19 protein-coding genes are annotated in these 16,230 nt (G+C 42.5%); 14 read left to right on the top strand and 5 right to left on the bottom strand.

The genetic code is table 11. The annotated features are described in order from the left end of the window. Positions 1–7 precede the first annotated feature (7 nt). On the bottom strand, positions 8–394 hold the full coding sequence (gene hslR, locus EES38_RS19945) for a ribosome-associated heat shock protein Hsp15 (RefSeq protein ID WP_124938986.1): 387 nt from the start codon (positions 392–394) through the stop codon (positions 8–10). 204 nt (positions 395–598) lie between these two features. Here hslR and gspC point away from each other — a divergent pair, with 204 nt between their 5' ends. The 12 genes from gspC to EES38_RS19885 are packed head-to-tail and all read left to right on the top strand — an operon-like array spanning position 599 to position 11,775. After that, positions 599–1,489 carry a type II secretion system protein GspC gene (gene gspC, locus EES38_RS19940; RefSeq protein ID WP_341824877.1) on the top strand — a complete coding sequence of 297 codons (891 nt, stop codon included), beginning with the start codon at positions 599–601 and terminating at the stop codon, positions 1,487–1,489. Positions 1,490–1,523: 34 nt separating this feature from the next. Beyond that, on the top strand, positions 1,524–3,617 hold the full coding sequence (gene gspD / locus EES38_RS19935) for a type II secretion system secretin GspD (protein WP_124938984.1): 2,094 nt from the start codon (positions 1,524–1,526) through the stop codon (positions 3,615–3,617). Between the two features lie 2 nt (positions 3,618–3,619). Next, positions 3,620–5,074: a type II secretion system ATPase GspE gene (gspE, locus tag EES38_RS19930; protein WP_124938983.1), complete on the top strand. Its 1,455-nt coding sequence runs from the start codon at positions 3,620–3,622 to the stop codon at positions 5,072–5,074. Next, positions 5,074–6,300 (top strand): type II secretion system inner membrane protein GspF, encoded by a 1,227-nt coding sequence (gspF, locus tag EES38_RS19925; protein ID WP_124938982.1) that lies wholly within the window; start codon positions 5,074–5,076, stop codon positions 6,298–6,300. Before gspE ends, gspF begins: the two co-directional genes overlap by 1 nt. A gap of 30 nt (positions 6,301–6,330) precedes the next feature. Next, positions 6,331–6,768: a type II secretion system major pseudopilin GspG gene (gspG, locus tag EES38_RS19920; RefSeq protein ID WP_166434311.1), complete on the top strand. Its 438-nt coding sequence runs from the start codon at positions 6,331–6,333 to the stop codon at positions 6,766–6,768. A gap of 23 nt (positions 6,769–6,791) precedes the next feature. After that, entirely contained in the window at positions 6,792–7,337 is a 546-nt protein-coding gene (locus EES38_RS19915; RefSeq protein ID WP_166434310.1) for a GspH/FimT family protein, read from the top strand. Next, complete coding sequence (gspI, locus tag EES38_RS19910; RefSeq protein ID WP_124938979.1) at positions 7,334–7,696, top strand: type II secretion system minor pseudopilin GspI; 363 nt, start codon at positions 7,334–7,336, stop codon at positions 7,694–7,696. The genes EES38_RS19915 and gspI overlap by 4 nt, the downstream gene beginning before the upstream one ends. After that, positions 7,674–8,312 (top strand): type II secretion system minor pseudopilin GspJ, encoded by a 639-nt coding sequence (gene gspJ, locus EES38_RS19905; RefSeq protein ID WP_124938978.1) that lies wholly within the window; start codon positions 7,674–7,676, stop codon positions 8,310–8,312. Before gspI ends, gspJ begins: the two co-directional genes overlap by 23 nt. After that, the gene (gene gspK, locus EES38_RS19900) at positions 8,305–9,318 is read left to right on the top strand and encodes a type II secretion system minor pseudopilin GspK (RefSeq protein ID WP_124938977.1); all 1,014 of its coding nucleotides are present in this window, start codon (positions 8,305–8,307) and stop codon (positions 9,316–9,318) included. Before gspJ ends, gspK begins: the two co-directional genes overlap by 8 nt. After that, on the top strand, positions 9,287–10,492 hold the full coding sequence (gspL, locus tag EES38_RS19895; RefSeq protein WP_124938976.1) for a type II secretion system protein GspL: 1,206 nt from the start codon (positions 9,287–9,289) through the stop codon (positions 10,490–10,492). Before gspK ends, gspL begins: the two co-directional genes overlap by 32 nt. A 9-nt stretch (positions 10,493–10,501) precedes the next feature. Next, complete coding sequence (locus EES38_RS19890) at positions 10,502–11,008, top strand: type II secretion system protein M (protein WP_124938975.1); 507 nt, start codon at positions 10,502–10,504, stop codon at positions 11,006–11,008. Beyond that, complete coding sequence (locus EES38_RS19885) at positions 11,005–11,775, top strand: type II secretion system protein N (RefSeq protein WP_124938974.1); 771 nt, start codon at positions 11,005–11,007, stop codon at positions 11,773–11,775. Before EES38_RS19890 ends, EES38_RS19885 begins: the two co-directional genes overlap by 4 nt. 43 nt (positions 11,776–11,818) lie before the next feature. Here EES38_RS19885 and cysQ read toward each other — a convergent pair whose 3' ends face one another. The 4 genes from cysQ to EES38_RS19865 form a co-directional block, all read right to left on the bottom strand. Continuing rightward, complete coding sequence (cysQ, locus tag EES38_RS19880; RefSeq protein ID WP_124938973.1) at positions 11,819–12,637, bottom strand: 3'(2'),5'-bisphosphate nucleotidase CysQ; 819 nt, start codon at positions 12,635–12,637, stop codon at positions 11,819–11,821. Positions 12,638–12,647: 10 nt separating this feature from the next. Continuing rightward, positions 12,648–13,208, bottom strand: coding sequence for an ADP compounds hydrolase NudE (gene nudE, locus EES38_RS19875; protein ID WP_124938972.1), 561 nt, complete (start codon positions 13,206–13,208; stop codon positions 12,648–12,650). A 137-nt stretch (positions 13,209–13,345) separates the two neighbouring features. Next, positions 13,346–13,933, bottom strand: coding sequence for a Fe-S biogenesis protein NfuA (nfuA, locus tag EES38_RS19870; protein WP_124938971.1), 588 nt, complete (start codon positions 13,931–13,933; stop codon positions 13,346–13,348). Positions 13,934–14,033: 100 nt separating this feature from the next. Then, positions 14,034–14,582, bottom strand: coding sequence for a ComF family protein (locus EES38_RS19865; RefSeq protein WP_166434309.1), 549 nt, complete (start codon positions 14,580–14,582; stop codon positions 14,034–14,036). Between the two features lie 236 nt (positions 14,583–14,818). On the opposite strand from EES38_RS19865, the gene bioH reads away from it, so the two are divergent. Together bioH and EES38_RS19855 are read left to right on the top strand one after the other, a co-directional pair. Beyond that, a complete protein-coding gene (gene bioH, locus EES38_RS19860; protein ID WP_124938969.1) occupies positions 14,819–15,586 on the top strand; it encodes a pimeloyl-ACP methyl ester esterase BioH in 768 nt (255 codons plus the stop codon). Between the two features lie 131 nt (positions 15,587–15,717). After that, positions 15,718–16,191, top strand: a complete 474-nt coding sequence (locus tag EES38_RS19855; protein WP_166434308.1) for an ATP-dependent Lon protease — start codon at positions 15,718–15,720, stop codon at positions 16,189–16,191. Positions 16,192–16,230 lie beyond the last annotated feature (39 nt).

Genomic DNA, 16,230 nt, shown 5'->3' with positions numbered 1-16,230 from the left:
CCAGCATTTATTGATGTTTAAATTTAATGATGTCGCGTCTCTGTTTTTTATCAGGACGTCTTTCGGGACTTGGGTTATGAGCATTCAACTTACGTTGCAGAGCCTGCAACTCGCGTTTTTTGATACTGTCTTCAGTTTCTGAATACAACGTTTGAGCCTCTGGAGCGCTACGTCTCTGCCCAGACAGTTTTTCTATGACAACGGTCTTCTCTTCATTACCTTGTCTCAGTGTAATCGTAGCACCCACTTCGACCAATTTACTTGGTTTACTTCTTTGGCCATTATAGTGAACTTTACCGCCATCGACCATATTTCTGGCGACAGAGCGAGTTTTATAGAACCTAGCTGCCCATAGCCATTTATCCAAACGAATAGCGTCTTCAGGGGAACTCATTTGTGGTTTTATCCTCTAACTGCTGTTTATCATATACTCTTATGGTGTATTAATGGTGTCTCAAGCTCTTAATTCAAGGGGGAGGACGCTTTACTTAAAGTGGTACGAAAAATAGAATATGGTCTATTTTGATGGTTTTCTGCTAGTTATCAGAGAAACTGGCGGCAGAAATCACCATTTTTCATTAATAAAAAAACAGGGAACGTGTCCTTGAGTTGGTTTACATTTCAAAAATATTGGCAATCTCACCAGGGGCAATTGAGCCTCGTGCTATTTTGTTTTCTACTTTTCCTTAGTGTATGGAAGCTGGGAGAGTTAGTGTGGTTTCCTGTAAAAACCACGGATGTTCAAAAGTGGAAACCAGCAAATACTGAGGTGCAGGCAGAGAATATTAGAGTTGATCTTAGTTCGATTAAATCAGCAAATTTATTTGGAATCAAATCGGTAAATGAAAAACAACCAAAAGAAAAACAATTGAACACCAACGCACCAAAGACGAAATTGAGTTTAAAACTAGTGGGGTTAGTTTATGCTGCTGATCGAAGTAGTAGTTTGGCTATTATCTCCAACCAAGGAACTCAACAGACTTATGGAATTGATGAGCCTCTTGATGGTTCTAAAGCGAAGCTAATAGCGGTGCTGGAAGATAGGGTCATCATTAATAACCAAGGACGCGAAGAAACCCTATTTTTAGAAGAGAATCCCCCAGCTAACGGCTCGGATATTTCAGGCAGTCATAAAGAGGGTTTATCTTCGAGGGATGTATCGAATAGTCATGTTGAGCCGGTTGAGTCATTAGAAGGTGTTCGAGATGCCGTAATGACAGATCCTAACCAAATATCACGTTTTCTAAGTTTCTCCGAGTTCAGAGAGGATGGCAAAGTGATTGGCTATAAGCTTAACCCGGGGCAGTCAAAAGTCTTATTTGAGTCTACAGAATTGGAACCTGGGGATGTTGCCCTTGAAGTCAACGGCATTAAATTATCAGATTCAGAGCGAATACCATCAGTAATAGAAGAGTTGTTTACAACTGGATCATTAGATTTGTTGGTGTTTCGCAATGGTAAAGAACAACAAATTAACATTCAGTTATAACGTCGCTACACAGTGATTTAGGAGTAAATAAGACGTGAAGCATTGGCTACGACAAAGAAGTACATGGTTATTAGCGGGAAGCCTCGTTTTTTCTCCGTTAGCGTTAGCGAACGAATATAATGTGAGTTTTAAAGGCACGGATATTCAAGAGTTCATCAATATTGTTGGGCGTAATTTACATAAAACAATCATTGTTGATCCTTCTGTCCGCGGGAAAATAGATGTTAAGAGTTACGACGCTCTGACTGAAAAACAGTACTACAGTTTCTTTCTAAACGTTTTGGAAGTTTACGGTTTTTCTGTCATTGAAATGAAAGATGGCGTGCTCAAAGTAGTAAAAGCAAAAGATGCGAAAATGTCTGCCATTCCTGTTGTCGGGGATGGGGATAAAACGTATGCCGATAGTGTTATTACCCGAGTGGTTGCAGTTCATAACGTTTCTGTAAAAGAGTTATCTCCATTATTGCGTCAACTCGTCAATAATGCGGGCTCTGGTAATGTCGTGCATTACGATCCAGCCAATATCATCCTTCTTACTGGTACATCAGCGGTTGTTGATCGCCTAGCTGAAATTATTCGTCGCGTTGATCAGGTTGGTAATACTGATGTGGATGTTGTTGCGTTACGCAATGCATCAGCATCAGAAATTGTTCGTATTGTAGATGCTTTGAATAAAGCAGACGCAAAAGATACACCTGATATGTTAAAGCCTAAACTGGTTGCTGATGAAAGAACAAACTCTGTTCTCATTTCTGGTGAACCTAAAGTGCGTACGAGAATCCATAACTTGATTACTCAGATGGATGTTGAGATGGCGACTCAAGGGAATACCCGTGTTGTCTACCTCAAATATGCCAAAGCAAAAGATATGGTTAACGTACTAAAGGGCGTGTCGGAGAATATGCAGGCTCAGAGTAAAAATAAAGGTACGGTTAGTGTTTCTGGTGGTGGCTCTACGCCTAGCTCTGGCGCGTCTTCATCAGGTTCCTCTGTCGCTAACGTTAGCACTGCTAGCGGGGATGTGATGATTGCTGCGCATGATGCAACGAACTCTCTTGTTCTAACCGCCCCTCATGACATTATGAAGTCGATGTTAAATGTAATCTCTCAGCTTGATATTCGTCGGGCCCAAGTTCTGATAGAAGCTCTGATAGTTGAGATGAATGAAGGGGATGGCATCAATCTCGGTGTCCAATGGGGGTCGATAGAAAGTGGTTCAGTGATTCAGTACGGTAATACGGGGAGTAATATTGGAGATGTCATGGTCGGCTTAGAAGAAGCCAAAGACCAGACAGCGACAGAATACTACTATGATAGTAGCGGTACACGTCACTCTTATACCACGACAAACTCCGGCGATTATTCTAGCTTAGCGGATGCGCTAAGTGGTGTAGAAGGTGCAGCTGTAAGTATTATGATGGGTGACTGGACTGCATTGATTAATGCGGTTTCCACGGATTCACAGTCCAATATTTTGTCTTCTCCAAGCATCACCGTAATGGACAATGGTGAAGCGTCCTTTATCGTTGGCGAAGAAGTGCCGGTTTTAACAGGTTCGACATCCAGTTCGAATAATAGCAATCCATTCCAAACGGTTGACCGTAAGGAAGTCGGTATAAAGTTAAAAGTTGTGCCGCAAATTAACGAAGGTGACTCAGTTCAACTCAATATCGAGCAAGAAGTCTCCAATGTTTTAGCCGCTGATGGCGCAGTAGATGTTCGATTCGGAAAACGTCAACTCAATACGACTGTCATGGTTCAAGACGGGCAGATGTTGGTTTTGGGGGGGCTGATTGATGAGCGTACACAAGAAAGTGAATCTAAAGTGCCGCTTCTGGGCGATATTCCTCTTTTAGGTTATTTATTCCGCTCGACCAGCACTAAGGTTGAGAAGAAGAATCTAATGGTATTTATCAAGCCAACCATTATTCGCGATGGCGTGACAGCTGATGGCGTTACTCAGCGTAAATATAACTACTTGCGCGCGGAACAGCTTTATAAGGCTCAGGATAACTTAAAACTGATGGGTGATAAGAAGCCACCTGTCATGCCTGAGTTTGGCCAAGATATTCAACATGCTCCAGAGATACAAGCTTTCATAGATCAAATGGAATCTAAGAAGGAGTAACAATGGAACGCTTGCCCTATGGTTTTGCCAGCCGTTTTAAGTTGGTTTATACCGAGCCAGAGACACTGTTTTACGTTGAGCCTCTCAATCTAGAGGCTCTTCAAGAGGCTCATAGAGTTCTAAAAGTACCATTTAGCCTTACTAGCATTAAGGATGATGATTTTGAAGCTGTATTGACGGAGGTGTATCAAAAAGACGCCTCTGAAGCACGGCAGATTATGGAAAATCTAAGTTCGGATGAAGACTTCTTTTCACTAGCAGAAGAATTACCAAAAAATCAGGATTTACTCGATTCGGACGATGATGCTCCAATTATCAAGCTAATTAATGCCATGTTAAGTGAGGCAATTAAAGAAGGCGCATCCGATATTCATATTGAGACGTTTGAAACATCCTTGTCGATTCGTTTTCGAGTTGATGGTGTTTTGCGGGACGTTTTGACACCAAATAGAAAGCTTGCTCCTTTGCTTGTCTCTAGAGTTAAAGTAATGGCCAGACTTGATATCGCTGAAAAGCGTGTGCCTCAGGATGGGCGTATATCGTTGCGAATTGGTGGCCGGGCAGTAGATGTTAGGGTTTCTACCATGCCTTCTTCCCATGGTGAGCGAGTCGTATTGAGGATACTTGATAAGAATGCGACACGTTTGGACCTATACAGCTTGGGAATGACCGAGTCTAATCATGAAGCTTTTCGTACTTTGATTCAGCGACCTCATGGCATCTTATTGGTTACTGGTCCTACTGGTTCGGGTAAATCGACCACGTTATATGCAGGACTTCAAGAGCTCGATTGTAATGAAAAAAATATTCTCACAGTCGAAGATCCTATCGAGTTTGATATTGATGGTATTGGTCAGACACAAGTCAATCCCAAAGTCGATATGACATTTTCTCGTGGACTTCGAGCCATATTGCGTCAGGACCCTGATGTTGTAATGGTTGGTGAGATACGTGATCTTGAGACAGCCCAGATTGCTGTGCAGGCCTCACTAACTGGGCATTTGGTGATGTCGACTTTACACACCAATACAGCGATCGGTGCTATTACACGCTTAAAAGATATGGGTATCGAATCTTTTCTTATCTCCTCATCACTAATTGGAGTGCTTGCTCAGCGGTTAGTGAGAACGCTTTGCCCTGATTGCCGTGAATCTTATTTAGCGAGTGACACACAAAAGGCATATTTTAATCTGTCTTCTGCTGAGAACTTAACTTTATACGCAGCGAAAGGATGTGAAAAATGTAACTTCAAAGGCTACAAAGGTAGGACTGGTATCCATGAATTATTAATTGTTGATGATGTTGTTACATCACTGATTCATAAAAATGCTAGTGAACAGGAAATTGAAGCTTACATGCGTAAACGTACTCCAAGTATTCGTCATGATGGATTAGATAAAGTTAGGCTAGGTATCACTACTATAGAAGAGGTAGTGAGAGTGACCGAGGAATCCTAATGGCAGTTTTTGAGTATCAGGCGATAGATAATAAAGGAAGAACAAAGAAAGGCGTTCTTGAGGGGGATAGTGCTCGGCAGATTCGCCAATCTCTTAAAAATCAGGGCTTAATCCCTGTTTCAGTTGAAACTGGGAAGGGTAAAAGCAATATCCGTTCATCTTCAGCTAAGCAGCGAAGTGTCTCTGGACGGATGAATATTCATGAAATAGCGCTGTTTACCCGTCAGTTGTCAACATTACTCAAATCCGGAATGCCGTTGGAAGCCTGCCTACAGGCTATTTCTGAACAGGCGGAAAAGCCAAAGGTTCGAGCAGTTATCACAACGGTTAGAGCTAAGGTCAATGAAGGGTATACGCTTGCGGATGGGTTAAATGAGTTCCCTAATATTTTTGATCAGCTATACAGAGCTATGGTGTCTGCGGGAGAAAAGTCAGGTCACTTAGATCTCATTTTAGAGCGTTTAGCATCGTATACCGAACACCGTCAATCCATGCGTAATAAGATCCTGCAAGTACTACTTTATCCCATTATTCTGATGGTGTTTTCTTTGGCCATTATTACTATTTTACTTACCGCGGTGGTGCCGAAAATTATCGATCAGTTTATTCAAACTGGACAAGACTTACCCACGTCAACTCATGTTTTAATTGCGATGAGCGAGTTTGCTCAGCAATGGTGGTGGTTTATTTTGATCTTGGGCACTCTGATTTGGCTTAGTTGTCGATGGCTTTTGGCTCAGAGTGAATATCGACTGAAATTTGATAAAAAAATAATCTCGCTACCATTACTGGGTACCGTAGTTAAGGGGCTGAATACGGCTCGCTTTGCGCGAACACTGGCAATTTGTGCTTCGAGTAATATTCCTATCCTAGATGCGATGAAGGTGGCTGGCGATGTTGTCACTAATGTCTTCATGAAGAAAAAGGTCGAAGAAGCGACGGATAGAGTCCGTGAAGGAACTAGCTTGAGAAAAGCGTTACAAACGACCAGTCTATTTCCTCCTATGATGCTGCATATGATTGCTAGTGGAGAACAAAGTGGAGAGCTTGAAAATATGCTGATCAGTGCAGCGGATAACCAAGATAATCAGTTTGAGTCGACCGTGAATATTGCACTCGGTCTCTTTACGCCAGCACTGATAGCCATTATGGCTGGGTTTGTTCTCTTTATTGTTATGGCTACGCTGATGCCAATTCTCGAAATGAATAATCTAATGTCTCGTTAGAATCACACATAATTTAAGGTTGATATACAAATGAATAAAAAACGTCAGACGGGTTTTACGCTACTGGAGCTCATGGTTGTAATCGTCATTATCGGTCTCCTTGCTAGTGTGGTTGTTCCTAATTTAATGGGGAACAAGGAAAAAGCGGATCAGAAAATCGCGATAGCCAATATCGTGGCTTTAGAAAATGCGTTGGATACTTATAAGCTTGATAACAGTGTCTATCCTACAACTGACCAAGGGCTTGAAGCCCTGGCAACGAAACCTTCTAATCCAGAACCTCGCAACTATCGTGATGGCGGTTATATTAAACGATTGCCAAATGATCCTTGGGGCAGACCGTATTTGTACTTAAGCCCTGGAGACCATGGTGTTGTAGATGTTTTCACCTATGGTGCTGATGGACAAGAAGGTGGCGAGGGTGCCAATGCGGATATTGGTAACTGGAATATGCTGGATTACGAATAAATCTAATCTGCATGAGTGCTATTGTGATTAGAAAGCAAAACCAACAAGGTTTCACGTTATTGGAAATATTGTTGGTTTTAGTTGTCATGGCTCTGGTGAGTATTGTTGCCATCTCTTCAATTCCTTTTGGAAGTTCAGATGCCGATGACCGTGATGCTCATTCGCTTTATCAGAGGATAAGTTTACTTCAGGAAGATGCGATTCTTAGCGGAAGAAGCTATGGAGTAACTGTAACTGACAACCCACCCTCCGTTGTGTTTACGCAGTGGCTAAAAGGAACGTGGGCTCCAGTTCCTAATGAAATGATGAACTCAGAGCTACAGCTTGCATCAGATGAGCAAATCATAGTATCGGCTGGTGGTGATGTTTGGCTCGATAAGGAGAGACTTTACCAACCTAATAGTGATGACGATGCATTGTCCGATAAACCAAAATCTGAGCCACAAATTATGATTTATCCCAATGGCATGATGACGTCATTCACGTTAACGATAAACAAGAAAAATGGCTCTGTAATGAGTATTTCTGCGACGGATGGTGGTGATTTAGTCCTTAAGGAAGGGCAATGAAACGTCTTAAAGGAATGACGCTCATCGAAGTATTAGTCGCTCTGGCTATTTTTGCAGTAGCGTCGATCAGTGTTATAAGGGCTGTCAGTCAAAATATCGATACTGAGTCATATCTTGAAGAGAAGATGTTCGCAGCATTAGTTGCCGATAATCAGATGGCGTTACTTATGCTCAACCCAAAGAAAATAGCCGCCAAGTCCGGAAGTTCTGATATGGCAAATCGGACATGGTTTTGGTCAGTAAAATTGGTGCCGACTGCAAATAATCGATTACAGGCCTTCGATGTCTCTGTCTCAACCCAGAAAAATGGGTCACCTATTGTGACGGTAAGGAGTTATGTTGCTAAATCGTCGTCATAACTCTAAAGGCTTTACGCTCATTGAAATGCTGGTGGCTATCGTTATTTTGGCAATGTTGAGTCTGCTTGCATATCAGATCTTATATCAGGTTCAAGTGAGTAATGATGTTTCTTCTAAGAAAAGTGAGCAGATAAATCGACTGCAAAAGGCTATTGTCACGTTGGATAGCGATTTTAGACAAATAGCCGATCGTCAGTTTCGAACCAATGGTGAAGAAGCCGAAACGATGAAGCTATATTGGCAGGATGGTCTGCTCGGTGGTCAGGGCTATAGTTTACTTTTCACCCGTTTGGGGTGGGGAAACCATCAGTGGCAATTTCCTCGAGGAGAGGTAACCAAGGTCGGTTATCGTTTACACGGAGGTAAACTCGAGAGAGTTTGGTGGCGCTACCCAGATACAACGGTTGGCGATACAGGCAATATTACTCCGATTTTAGAGCATGTATCGGCATTCAATGTTCGTTTTTATTATAAAGATAAGTGGTACACCGTTTGGGAACAAGAAGGTGTGTTGCCTAAAGCGATTTCAGTGGAATTGACGTTGGAAGACTACGGTAAAATTGAAAGAACTTATCTTATTGCCAGCTATGACTCGAGTGAGAGTTCAGATGGTTAAGCGCAAGCAAGCAGGGGTTGCATTACTCATTGTGATGCTGATTCTGGCGATGATGGTCTCGATTGCGGCAACAATGACGGAAAGGCTCTTTGTGCAGTTTAAGCGAGCGACCCATCAAACCGACTATCAACAGGCTTATTGGTATGCTCTTGGGGTGGAAGGTTTAGCTGAAGCGGCGATAAAACAGAGCTTTAAGGATTCTGACAATACGAACTTAAGTCAGCCTTGGGCTGTCGGTGCTCGTACATACCCACTGGATTATGGGCAAGTCACAGGGAGAATTGTGGATAAGCAAGCCTGTTTCAATATTAATGTTCTCAATGGCGTTTCGGCTACAGGAGGGAGTAATTCTGAACCGTATCTGGTACAAGTGCTCCAACACATTATTGAGTCTACGTCAGTCGATAGCTATGAAGCTCAGGTTGCGGCTGAGTCCGCATGGGAATATTTGGACAGTGATTTGGTGGTGAATTCAAATTACGGGGTCGAGGACCGATTTTATGAAAGTACATCACCATCCTATGTGACCCCGAATGGGTTACTTGCCGATGCAAGTGAGATAAGAGCAATCCAGAATATTGGCGGTAAGTCAATGGGACGGCTTATGCAGTTAATTTGCGCCTTACCTGTTGCGGATTGGCGCTTAAATGTTAATACAGTAGCTGAGGAACAATGGCCTCTTTTGGCGGCTCTTTTTTACCCTTATCTTAGTGAAGACGCAGCTAAGTCAATCATTCAAGAAAGACCCTCCAATGGATGGGCGAGTTTGGATGAGTTTATTGCCATTAGCCCAATAGCTTCAATTGATTCAAATGTGTTAAGCAATGCGATTGGTTACCTAACTGTCGACAGTGCTTTCTTTGAATTAGACGCTAGAGTCGACGTGAATCAGTCTCAGATAAGAATCAGAAGTTTAATGTATAGCGGAAATAGAAAAAACGTGAATGTAGTAAGACGTCGGTTTGGAGGAGTTGATGAACGAATCATTAATCATCCGGATAAGTAATCAGCAGAGTATATCTGCCATCTGGTGGACTTGGTCTTTTACAGAGAACAAAGTCTTGGATCAAGGCAGCTTTGATATTGATGATGAGTTAGATACTCTCTATGAAATGTCTCAGAACCGTTCTGTCTATGTACTGTTATCTGGTGCAGATATTAACTTGCAAGAGGTCGAGCTGCCCGTTGCAAAAATGCGCCATTTAGATAAAGCGCTGCCTTTTCTTTTGGAAGATAAGGTCGCAGAAGAGATTGAAAATATTCACGTTGCTCAGCTATTTAAACAGGGCAGCAAAGTCTATGCTGCAGTTTTGGATAAAGCGTGGTTTCTTCACATTATCGAGCGATTTAAGGCCTGGAACATTACGGTAAGTAAGGTTGTGCCAGAGGTCTTAGCCTTACCTGATGATTCCAATATTCACTGTTTGAAACTGAATGATGAATGGTTAATTCGTCAGGGACTCTGGCAAGGGGTAACGATACCTCAAGGTTGGCTTAGTTACTATCATGATGCTTTCAACTCGAATAATACTGATAAGAAACAAGATGTTGTTTATCACAGTCAAGTTGATATGGAAAATGTGGCTGATTCAGACATCAGTCTACAAATCTCAGAGCCCTATGAGCTTCTTTCCAAAGGCGTCATCGCACAGAATTGTACCTTGCTCACCGGTGAGTTTAAGCCTAAGTCAGCCAAAGGAAAATACTGGCCAATATGGAAAAAATGCGCTTACGCAGCAATCTTTACTGTCGTTATTTGGGGCGGACAGGTGACCTATCAAACCGTCAAATTGAATCAGGAAGCAAATGCGTTGCATCAGGAAAGTGAGCGAATTTTCCGGCAAATTTTTCCTCAAAAACAACGAATTCCGACGGTTAGTTATCTCAAACGACAATTTAGCTCCGAGCTTGCCGTATTATCTGGTGGCGCTCAGGGACAATCGGTTCTGGGATTATTCGAAAAGTTTGCAGTAGCGTTAGGCGAGAAGAAAAATATTGATTTACAGAATATGAGTTACGATGCGTCTCGGGCTGAAATCAAAATTGATCTGAAAGGTACTGATTTTAACGCATTTGAAGATGCCAGACTTTCGCTTGAGTCTTCTTTTGCAGTCCAGCAAGGCCCTTTAAACCGTTCTAATGATCAGGTTTTCGGCTCCTATATATTGACAGAGAAATAGGCTAAGAATATGAAGCAACTGTCTCCGAAAATAAAAAGCTGGTGGTTATCTCTGTCAAAAAGAGAGCAGAATCTCATGGCGATATTAGCCATAGCTTTGGGAATATTTGTTATTTATTTTGGTATGGTGCAACCGGCCATCAGTAGTGTCGAATCCGCTCGCTCACGTGCTGCATCTGAACGGGCATTATTAACTTGGGTTGAGAATCAGGCCAATCAAATTGTTTCACTACGTAGAAGTTCAGATCAAATTTCTGCCGACAATAGTATTCCTTTCAACCAGATGATCAATAACTCATCACAACAGTATGGACTGAAACTCATTCGTGTGCAGCCGCGCGATGACAGTTATCAAGTTTGGTTTGAACCTACGTCATTCAACCAGTTTGTTGACTTTATTGATTACTTACAAAGCCAATATGGTATTCGGATTGAAGCTTTAGAGCTGAGCCGTGGTAACCAGCCTGGCTTGGTAGAAATCAAACGACTACAAATGACGTCAGGGAGGTTGCAGTGAGAAATAAACTGACTTTAGGTGGTTTGCTGTTCACCGTTTTTCTTGTCAGTGTAATCGCTCATATTCCGGCACAGGTTATCTTTCTGTTTGATCAGAAACTACCAAAAGCCCTGGTGGTATCTGATGTAAGTGGTTCAATATGGAACGGAAAATCGACCAACATTCGTTGGCAACAAGGGAATCGTACAGTTGATTTAGGAGCAGTGAATTGGAAAATTGACTGGCCTGCACTGTTTCTTGGCAAACTTGCGCTAGATACTCGCTTTGGTCAAAACAGTAGTATGGACCTCTCAGGTAAAGGGAAATTGACCCTTTCGGTTGGACAGATAGAGATCGATTCTCTCACTATCCGATTTCCAATCGACAAAGTAGTACAGCAGCTCACTCTTCCTGTACCTTATAGCGCGTCAGGATATGGAATGGTTACCGCTCAGAATTTTATTTGGCAGAAAGAGCAGGGATTGTGTACTAGCGGCTCAGGAGTTATCCAGCTTAATAATGCCGAACTAAACGTGCTTTCTCAGGAGTACGATCTTGGACTGGTGAAGGTAAATTTATCTTGTGAAGGTAGCGACATTGCTTTTAGAGGCAATCAATCGTCAGTCATGCTGCAGTCTGGTGCTCAAGGACATATAGCACAGCGGCAGTTCGGTGCTGAAGGAAGTATTACTCCTAAACAGAACGTCCCATCTGCACTAATTGATATTATGCAGAATTGGCCCAAAGACGGAAATGGATATCGATTTAATATCAACCGTAGTTGGTGATAGGACAGAAAAAAAGGCGCTTAGGCACCTTTTTGTTTACTCATTATTTCTTTTCTAAAATATCATTCCAAGGTAACTCAGGATCACCTACAACAATAAAATTTGGGTTCTCTAACGTTTCTCGCAGATTGTATGACAGAGGATCGAGTTTTGTACTCATTATGGTACCACCAGCCTCTTCGACGATACATTGAGTCGCGGCTGTATCCCATTCACCGGTTGGCCCTAGTCTTAAATAACAGTCAACTGCGCCTTCTGCAACCAAACATGCTTTGAGTGCAGCTGAACCAAGAGGAACAAGATCGTAGTTCCAAGCAGTGCTAAGTCGATTGGTAATCCGGTTGATATTTTGCCTGCGGCTTATCGCAATCGATATTGATTGATTGGGTACTTCATGGTGGTGAGTCGCGATTTTAACGCTTTCAGACATTTCCGGAATTTTCCATGCCCCTTTACCTTTGTAAGCGTAGTAGGTGACCCCAGATACTGGCCCGTAGACAACGCCCATTATTGGATGATTATTTTCTACCAAAGCAATAATCGTCGCAAAGTCGCCACTTCGAGCGATAAATTCCTGAGTACCATCTAGTGGGTCAACCAACCAATAGCGAGACCATTCAGAACGGGTTGATAAGCTAATGTCGGCTGCTTCTTCTGACAAAACAGGAATGTCAGGTGTTAATGATTTGAGTTTTTCGGTGATAAATTTATGGGCAGCGAGATCGGCGCTGGTGACAGGGGTATCATCTTTCTTGGTGTATTCTTCGTAGGACTTACTTTGGTAGTAATCGAGGATAATCTGCCCTGCGGAGCGGGCAATCTGGATAACGTCGGGTATTAAATTAGAACAATCAACCGCCATATAGAGCTCCTTACTCAATACCACTTTTTTTAATTGTGCGTAGGGCTAAAAGAAGAGCCGTAATACTGCGAGCTTCACTAAAGTCGAGATGGGTTAATAACTCTTCTGCTTGGGCCAGCGGCCAGCGTACAATCTCTAATGGTTCGGGTTCGTCACCTTGTAATTGCTCCGGATACAAATCTTCAGCAATAAAAAGGGTCATACGACTAGAAAAATAAGAGGGAGCGAGTACTACTTCTTTCAGGTAAGTCAGTTTATTTGCACCAAAGCCTATCTCTTCTTTGAGCTCTCTGACAGCTGCCTGTTCTGAAGACTCTCCGGGATCGATCAACCCTTTGGGAAAGCCAAGCTCATAGTTCTCAGTGCCTGCGGCATATTCTCTTACAAGCAGAATGTCACCGTTTTCTGTGATAGGGACCATCATGACTGCATGACGGCCTACCGGCTTCATTCGCTCATATGTACGCCTTTCTCCATTGGAAAAGCGAAGATCCAGTGATTCTATCGTAAAGAGGCGTGATTTAGCTTCCGTTTCGACAGAAAGAATCTCCGGACTAGATTTGCCAGACATACACCCTTTCTCCTAATCTGCACATGAATTCTAACTATATGAGAATTTTAAAAAGTTTGAAATAACAATCCATATGCTTATAAAAGTATAAGCGAAAAAAAAGCTGATGTGAGACATCAGCTTTTTTAAAAGAATATTTACATGTAAGAATGATCGCCGTGATCGTGCTCAGTTGAGTCTCTAACGGCAGTGAGTTCGCCTGCAAATTGAGCGAGCAGTTCTTTTTCAATCCCTTCTTTTAGGGTCACATCAACCATTGAGCAGCCGTTACAACCGCCACCGAACTGAACTAAGGCTACACCATCTTCCGATATTTCAATCAGACTAACATGACCGCCGTGACCAGCTAGTTGAGGGTTGACTTGAGTTTGAATCGCATATTCAACGCGCTCCAATAATGGTGCATCGTCAGATACCTTACGCATTTTCGCGTTAGGTGCTTTCAAAGTAAGTTGCGAACCCATTTTATCAGTAACAAAATCGATCACTGCATCTTCAAGAAAAGGAAGGCTGAGTTCATCTACATAAGCGGTAAAACTAGCAAAAGGGATTTCTGTATCAGAGCTTTCTACTGCTTCAACGGGACAGTATGACACTCCACATTCTGCATTTTGTGTTCCTGGGTTAACCACGAATACACGAATGTTGGTGCCTTCAGGTTGTTGGGCTAAAAGCTTAGCAAAGTGCTCTTGAGCTGATTCTGTGATAGTAATAGAATTTGACACGACGAATACCTGAGTAAAATTGTAGGATATTTGTTAGCCATTTTACTCCTGTCAGCAGTGTGATCCAATCCTTTTTCATTCCATTATTGGGATATCAGATTTAATTCCCAGCAGAAGTGCGGCATATGCAGTAAATATCAATCCTTTTCACACCATATTCAAGCAATATTTCACATAGAAGAGACATGGTACTTCCAGTTGTTACTACATCATCAACAATGGCGATGTGGGGCGATTTTAGTGGTTTAATAAGCTTAAAACTGGCCTTGAGATTCATTTTACGGGCTTGTTTTGTGAGTTGTTGTTGTGGTTGGGTGTGGCGTGTTTTTCTAAAAATCGATTCTATTGGCCTGTCATATCTATGTGCAAAGTATGCCGCTATTTGCTCACTTTGGTTAAATCCACGCAGTAAAAATCGACGCCAGTGAAGTGGAACAAAAGTGAACAGTTCCGGTGGTTCAAGGGTCGGATGTCGGTGACAGAATAACTCAGCTAGAGGTTGGACTAAATGAAACTCGCTTTTATGTTTAATCCGATGGATATACTGGTTAAGTGGGTACTGATAGTCCCCTAAACAATACAACTTATGCCAATTAGGAGGAGTAAGCAGGCATTGCGCACATACGTCGCTTCCTTTATCTATTGGCAAGCCGCAACGTAGACACCGTGTTACTCCAGTAAAAGATTCTGCACAATATTGGCACCAGTGGGATTCAGAGGCCGTTAAAGGTCGCTCACATAAATGGCATAACCGGTTTATTCGTTGGAGAATGTTATTTTTCCAGTGTTGGGATAACATAGCGTCTAATCAATCAACCCATTTGGTATTGATGGTATTTCGTTTTATCACGCAGAAAGTATGGAAATAGTAGGAGAGTGTGGAACATGAAGAATGATATTTATTGGCAGGTGGATGGTATAGGCAATGATATTGTGTTTCTTCATGGTTGGGGTATGAATGGCGCGGTTTGGGAAAGCATGACTGAGATGCTTAAAACTGATTTTCGAGTGCATGTAATTGATTTACCTGGATACGGGAACAGCGCGAATACTCCAGCAATCAGCTTTGATGAGCTGATTGAGAAAGTTCTGCTGAATGCGCCTAAAAATGCGATTTGGGTCGGATGGTCTCTGGGTGGTTTGGTGGCTTCAAAGATAGCCCTTGATTACCCTGAGTACGTTTGTAAATTAGTGACGGTAGCCAGTTCCCCAAAGTTTGCAGCCTCATCCGATTGGCGAGGTATTCAACCGACCGTTCTGACGGACTTTACCGCTCAGCTGACAGAAAATTTCCAACTGACTATCGAGCGATTTATGGCATTACAGGCAATGGGCAGTCCCACAGCCCGAAATGATGTTAAACAGTTAAAAAGTGCTGTTCTATCACGCCCTCAGCCTCATCCTGATGCACTTTTAGCGGGATTGGCTATGCTTGAAAATATCGATCTACGTGAATCACTTAGTGGGCTTACTGTACCCATGTTAAGAATGTATGGCAGGCTCGATGGTTTGGTTCCGGTAAAAGTTGCTAAAGTCCTTGATAATCTGTGGCCTGAATCGCAGAGCGTTACATTTAGTCAGTCGTCTCATGCGCCATTTATTACTGAGGCGAACGAGTTCAGAGAGGAGCTGATTCGTTTCGCTAACCAATAGAAATGTCAATATTGTGCAAAATACAATCACTATTGGCTAAATGTTTAAACCGATGCGTCGATATTATGTCTAACTCGTAGGTATGATTAGAAAATACCTACGAGTTGGGCGATGCTGAGGAGGTTTCGGCTATGATTGTGTCACCAAATAATGTCAGTGTGCCACTTATCGCCCCATCGGTGAATGTGCCAACGGAACAGACTGCGCGAGAGAACAAAATTCGTGAGCCTGTGACACCAACCGTACAACTAACTAAAACCAGTGCTGAGAAGAAAGTTAAAGCAGAAGACAAAAGACGAAAACAGACGGCGTGGGATCCCTCAGATCATCCGGGCTATGATATTGACTCAGAGTCTGATGTTGATATTACGACTGGAGAGGCCGAACCTGAGTCCGAGTTGGAACGTCTTTTTAAACTGATTGCTCTAGCCACTTACAGCAAAGAACAGGGGAAAGGTTATGCGATGCGGTTTCGGTTACCCAAGCACATTATTGATGCAGCGATAACCGAAGGCAAAATGGCAAGACGACGAACGGTCATAAAATATCATTATGGTCATGCAATCGCACCTAATACACCTTCGGAAGTAATTGCAGTACTTTAAGTACTCTTAAAACACCTACCTGACGTATCAGGTAGGTGT

The sequence above is a fragment of the Vibrio viridaestus genome (assembly GCF_003856525.1).
In the GTDB taxonomy this organism is placed as follows: Bacteria; Pseudomonadota; Gammaproteobacteria; order Enterobacterales; family Vibrionaceae; genus Vibrio; species Vibrio viridaestus.
The sequence above is the reverse complement of the archived record's forward strand: the minus strand, read 5'-3'. Positions and strand labels throughout refer to the sequence as shown.

Coding starts and splice junctions, on each gene's coding strand:
- gspG (WP_166434311.1), top strand. CDS start 6,331: ATGAATAAAAAACGTCAGACGGGTTTTACGCTACTGGAGCTCATGGTT.
- hslR (WP_124938986.1), bottom strand. CDS start 394: ATGAGTTCCCCTGAAGACGCTATTCGTTTGGATAAATGGCTATGGGCA.
- gspE (WP_124938983.1), top strand. CDS start 3,620: ATGGAACGCTTGCCCTATGGTTTTGCCAGCCGTTTTAAGTTGGTTTAT.
- gspF (WP_124938982.1), top strand. CDS start 5,074: ATGGCAGTTTTTGAGTATCAGGCGATAGATAATAAAGGAAGAACAAAG.
- gspK (WP_124938977.1), top strand. CDS start 8,305: ATGGTTAAGCGCAAGCAAGCAGGGGTTGCATTACTCATTGTGATGCTG.
- EES38_RS19855 (WP_166434308.1), top strand. CDS start 15,718: ATGATTGTGTCACCAAATAATGTCAGTGTGCCACTTATCGCCCCATCG.
- EES38_RS19890 (WP_124938975.1), top strand. CDS start 10,502: ATGAAGCAACTGTCTCCGAAAATAAAAAGCTGGTGGTTATCTCTGTCA.
- nudE (WP_124938972.1), bottom strand. CDS start 13,208: ATGTCTGGCAAATCTAGTCCGGAGATTCTTTCTGTCGAAACGGAAGCT.
- gspJ (WP_124938978.1), top strand. CDS start 7,674: ATGTTGCTAAATCGTCGTCATAACTCTAAAGGCTTTACGCTCATTGAA.
- bioH (WP_124938969.1), top strand. CDS start 14,819: ATGAAGAATGATATTTATTGGCAGGTGGATGGTATAGGCAATGATATT.
- gspL (WP_124938976.1), top strand. CDS start 9,287: ATGAACGAATCATTAATCATCCGGATAAGTAATCAGCAGAGTATATCT.
- cysQ (WP_124938973.1), bottom strand. CDS start 12,637: ATGGCGGTTGATTGTTCTAATTTAATACCCGACGTTATCCAGATTGCC.
- gspI (WP_124938979.1), top strand. CDS start 7,334: ATGAAACGTCTTAAAGGAATGACGCTCATCGAAGTATTAGTCGCTCTG.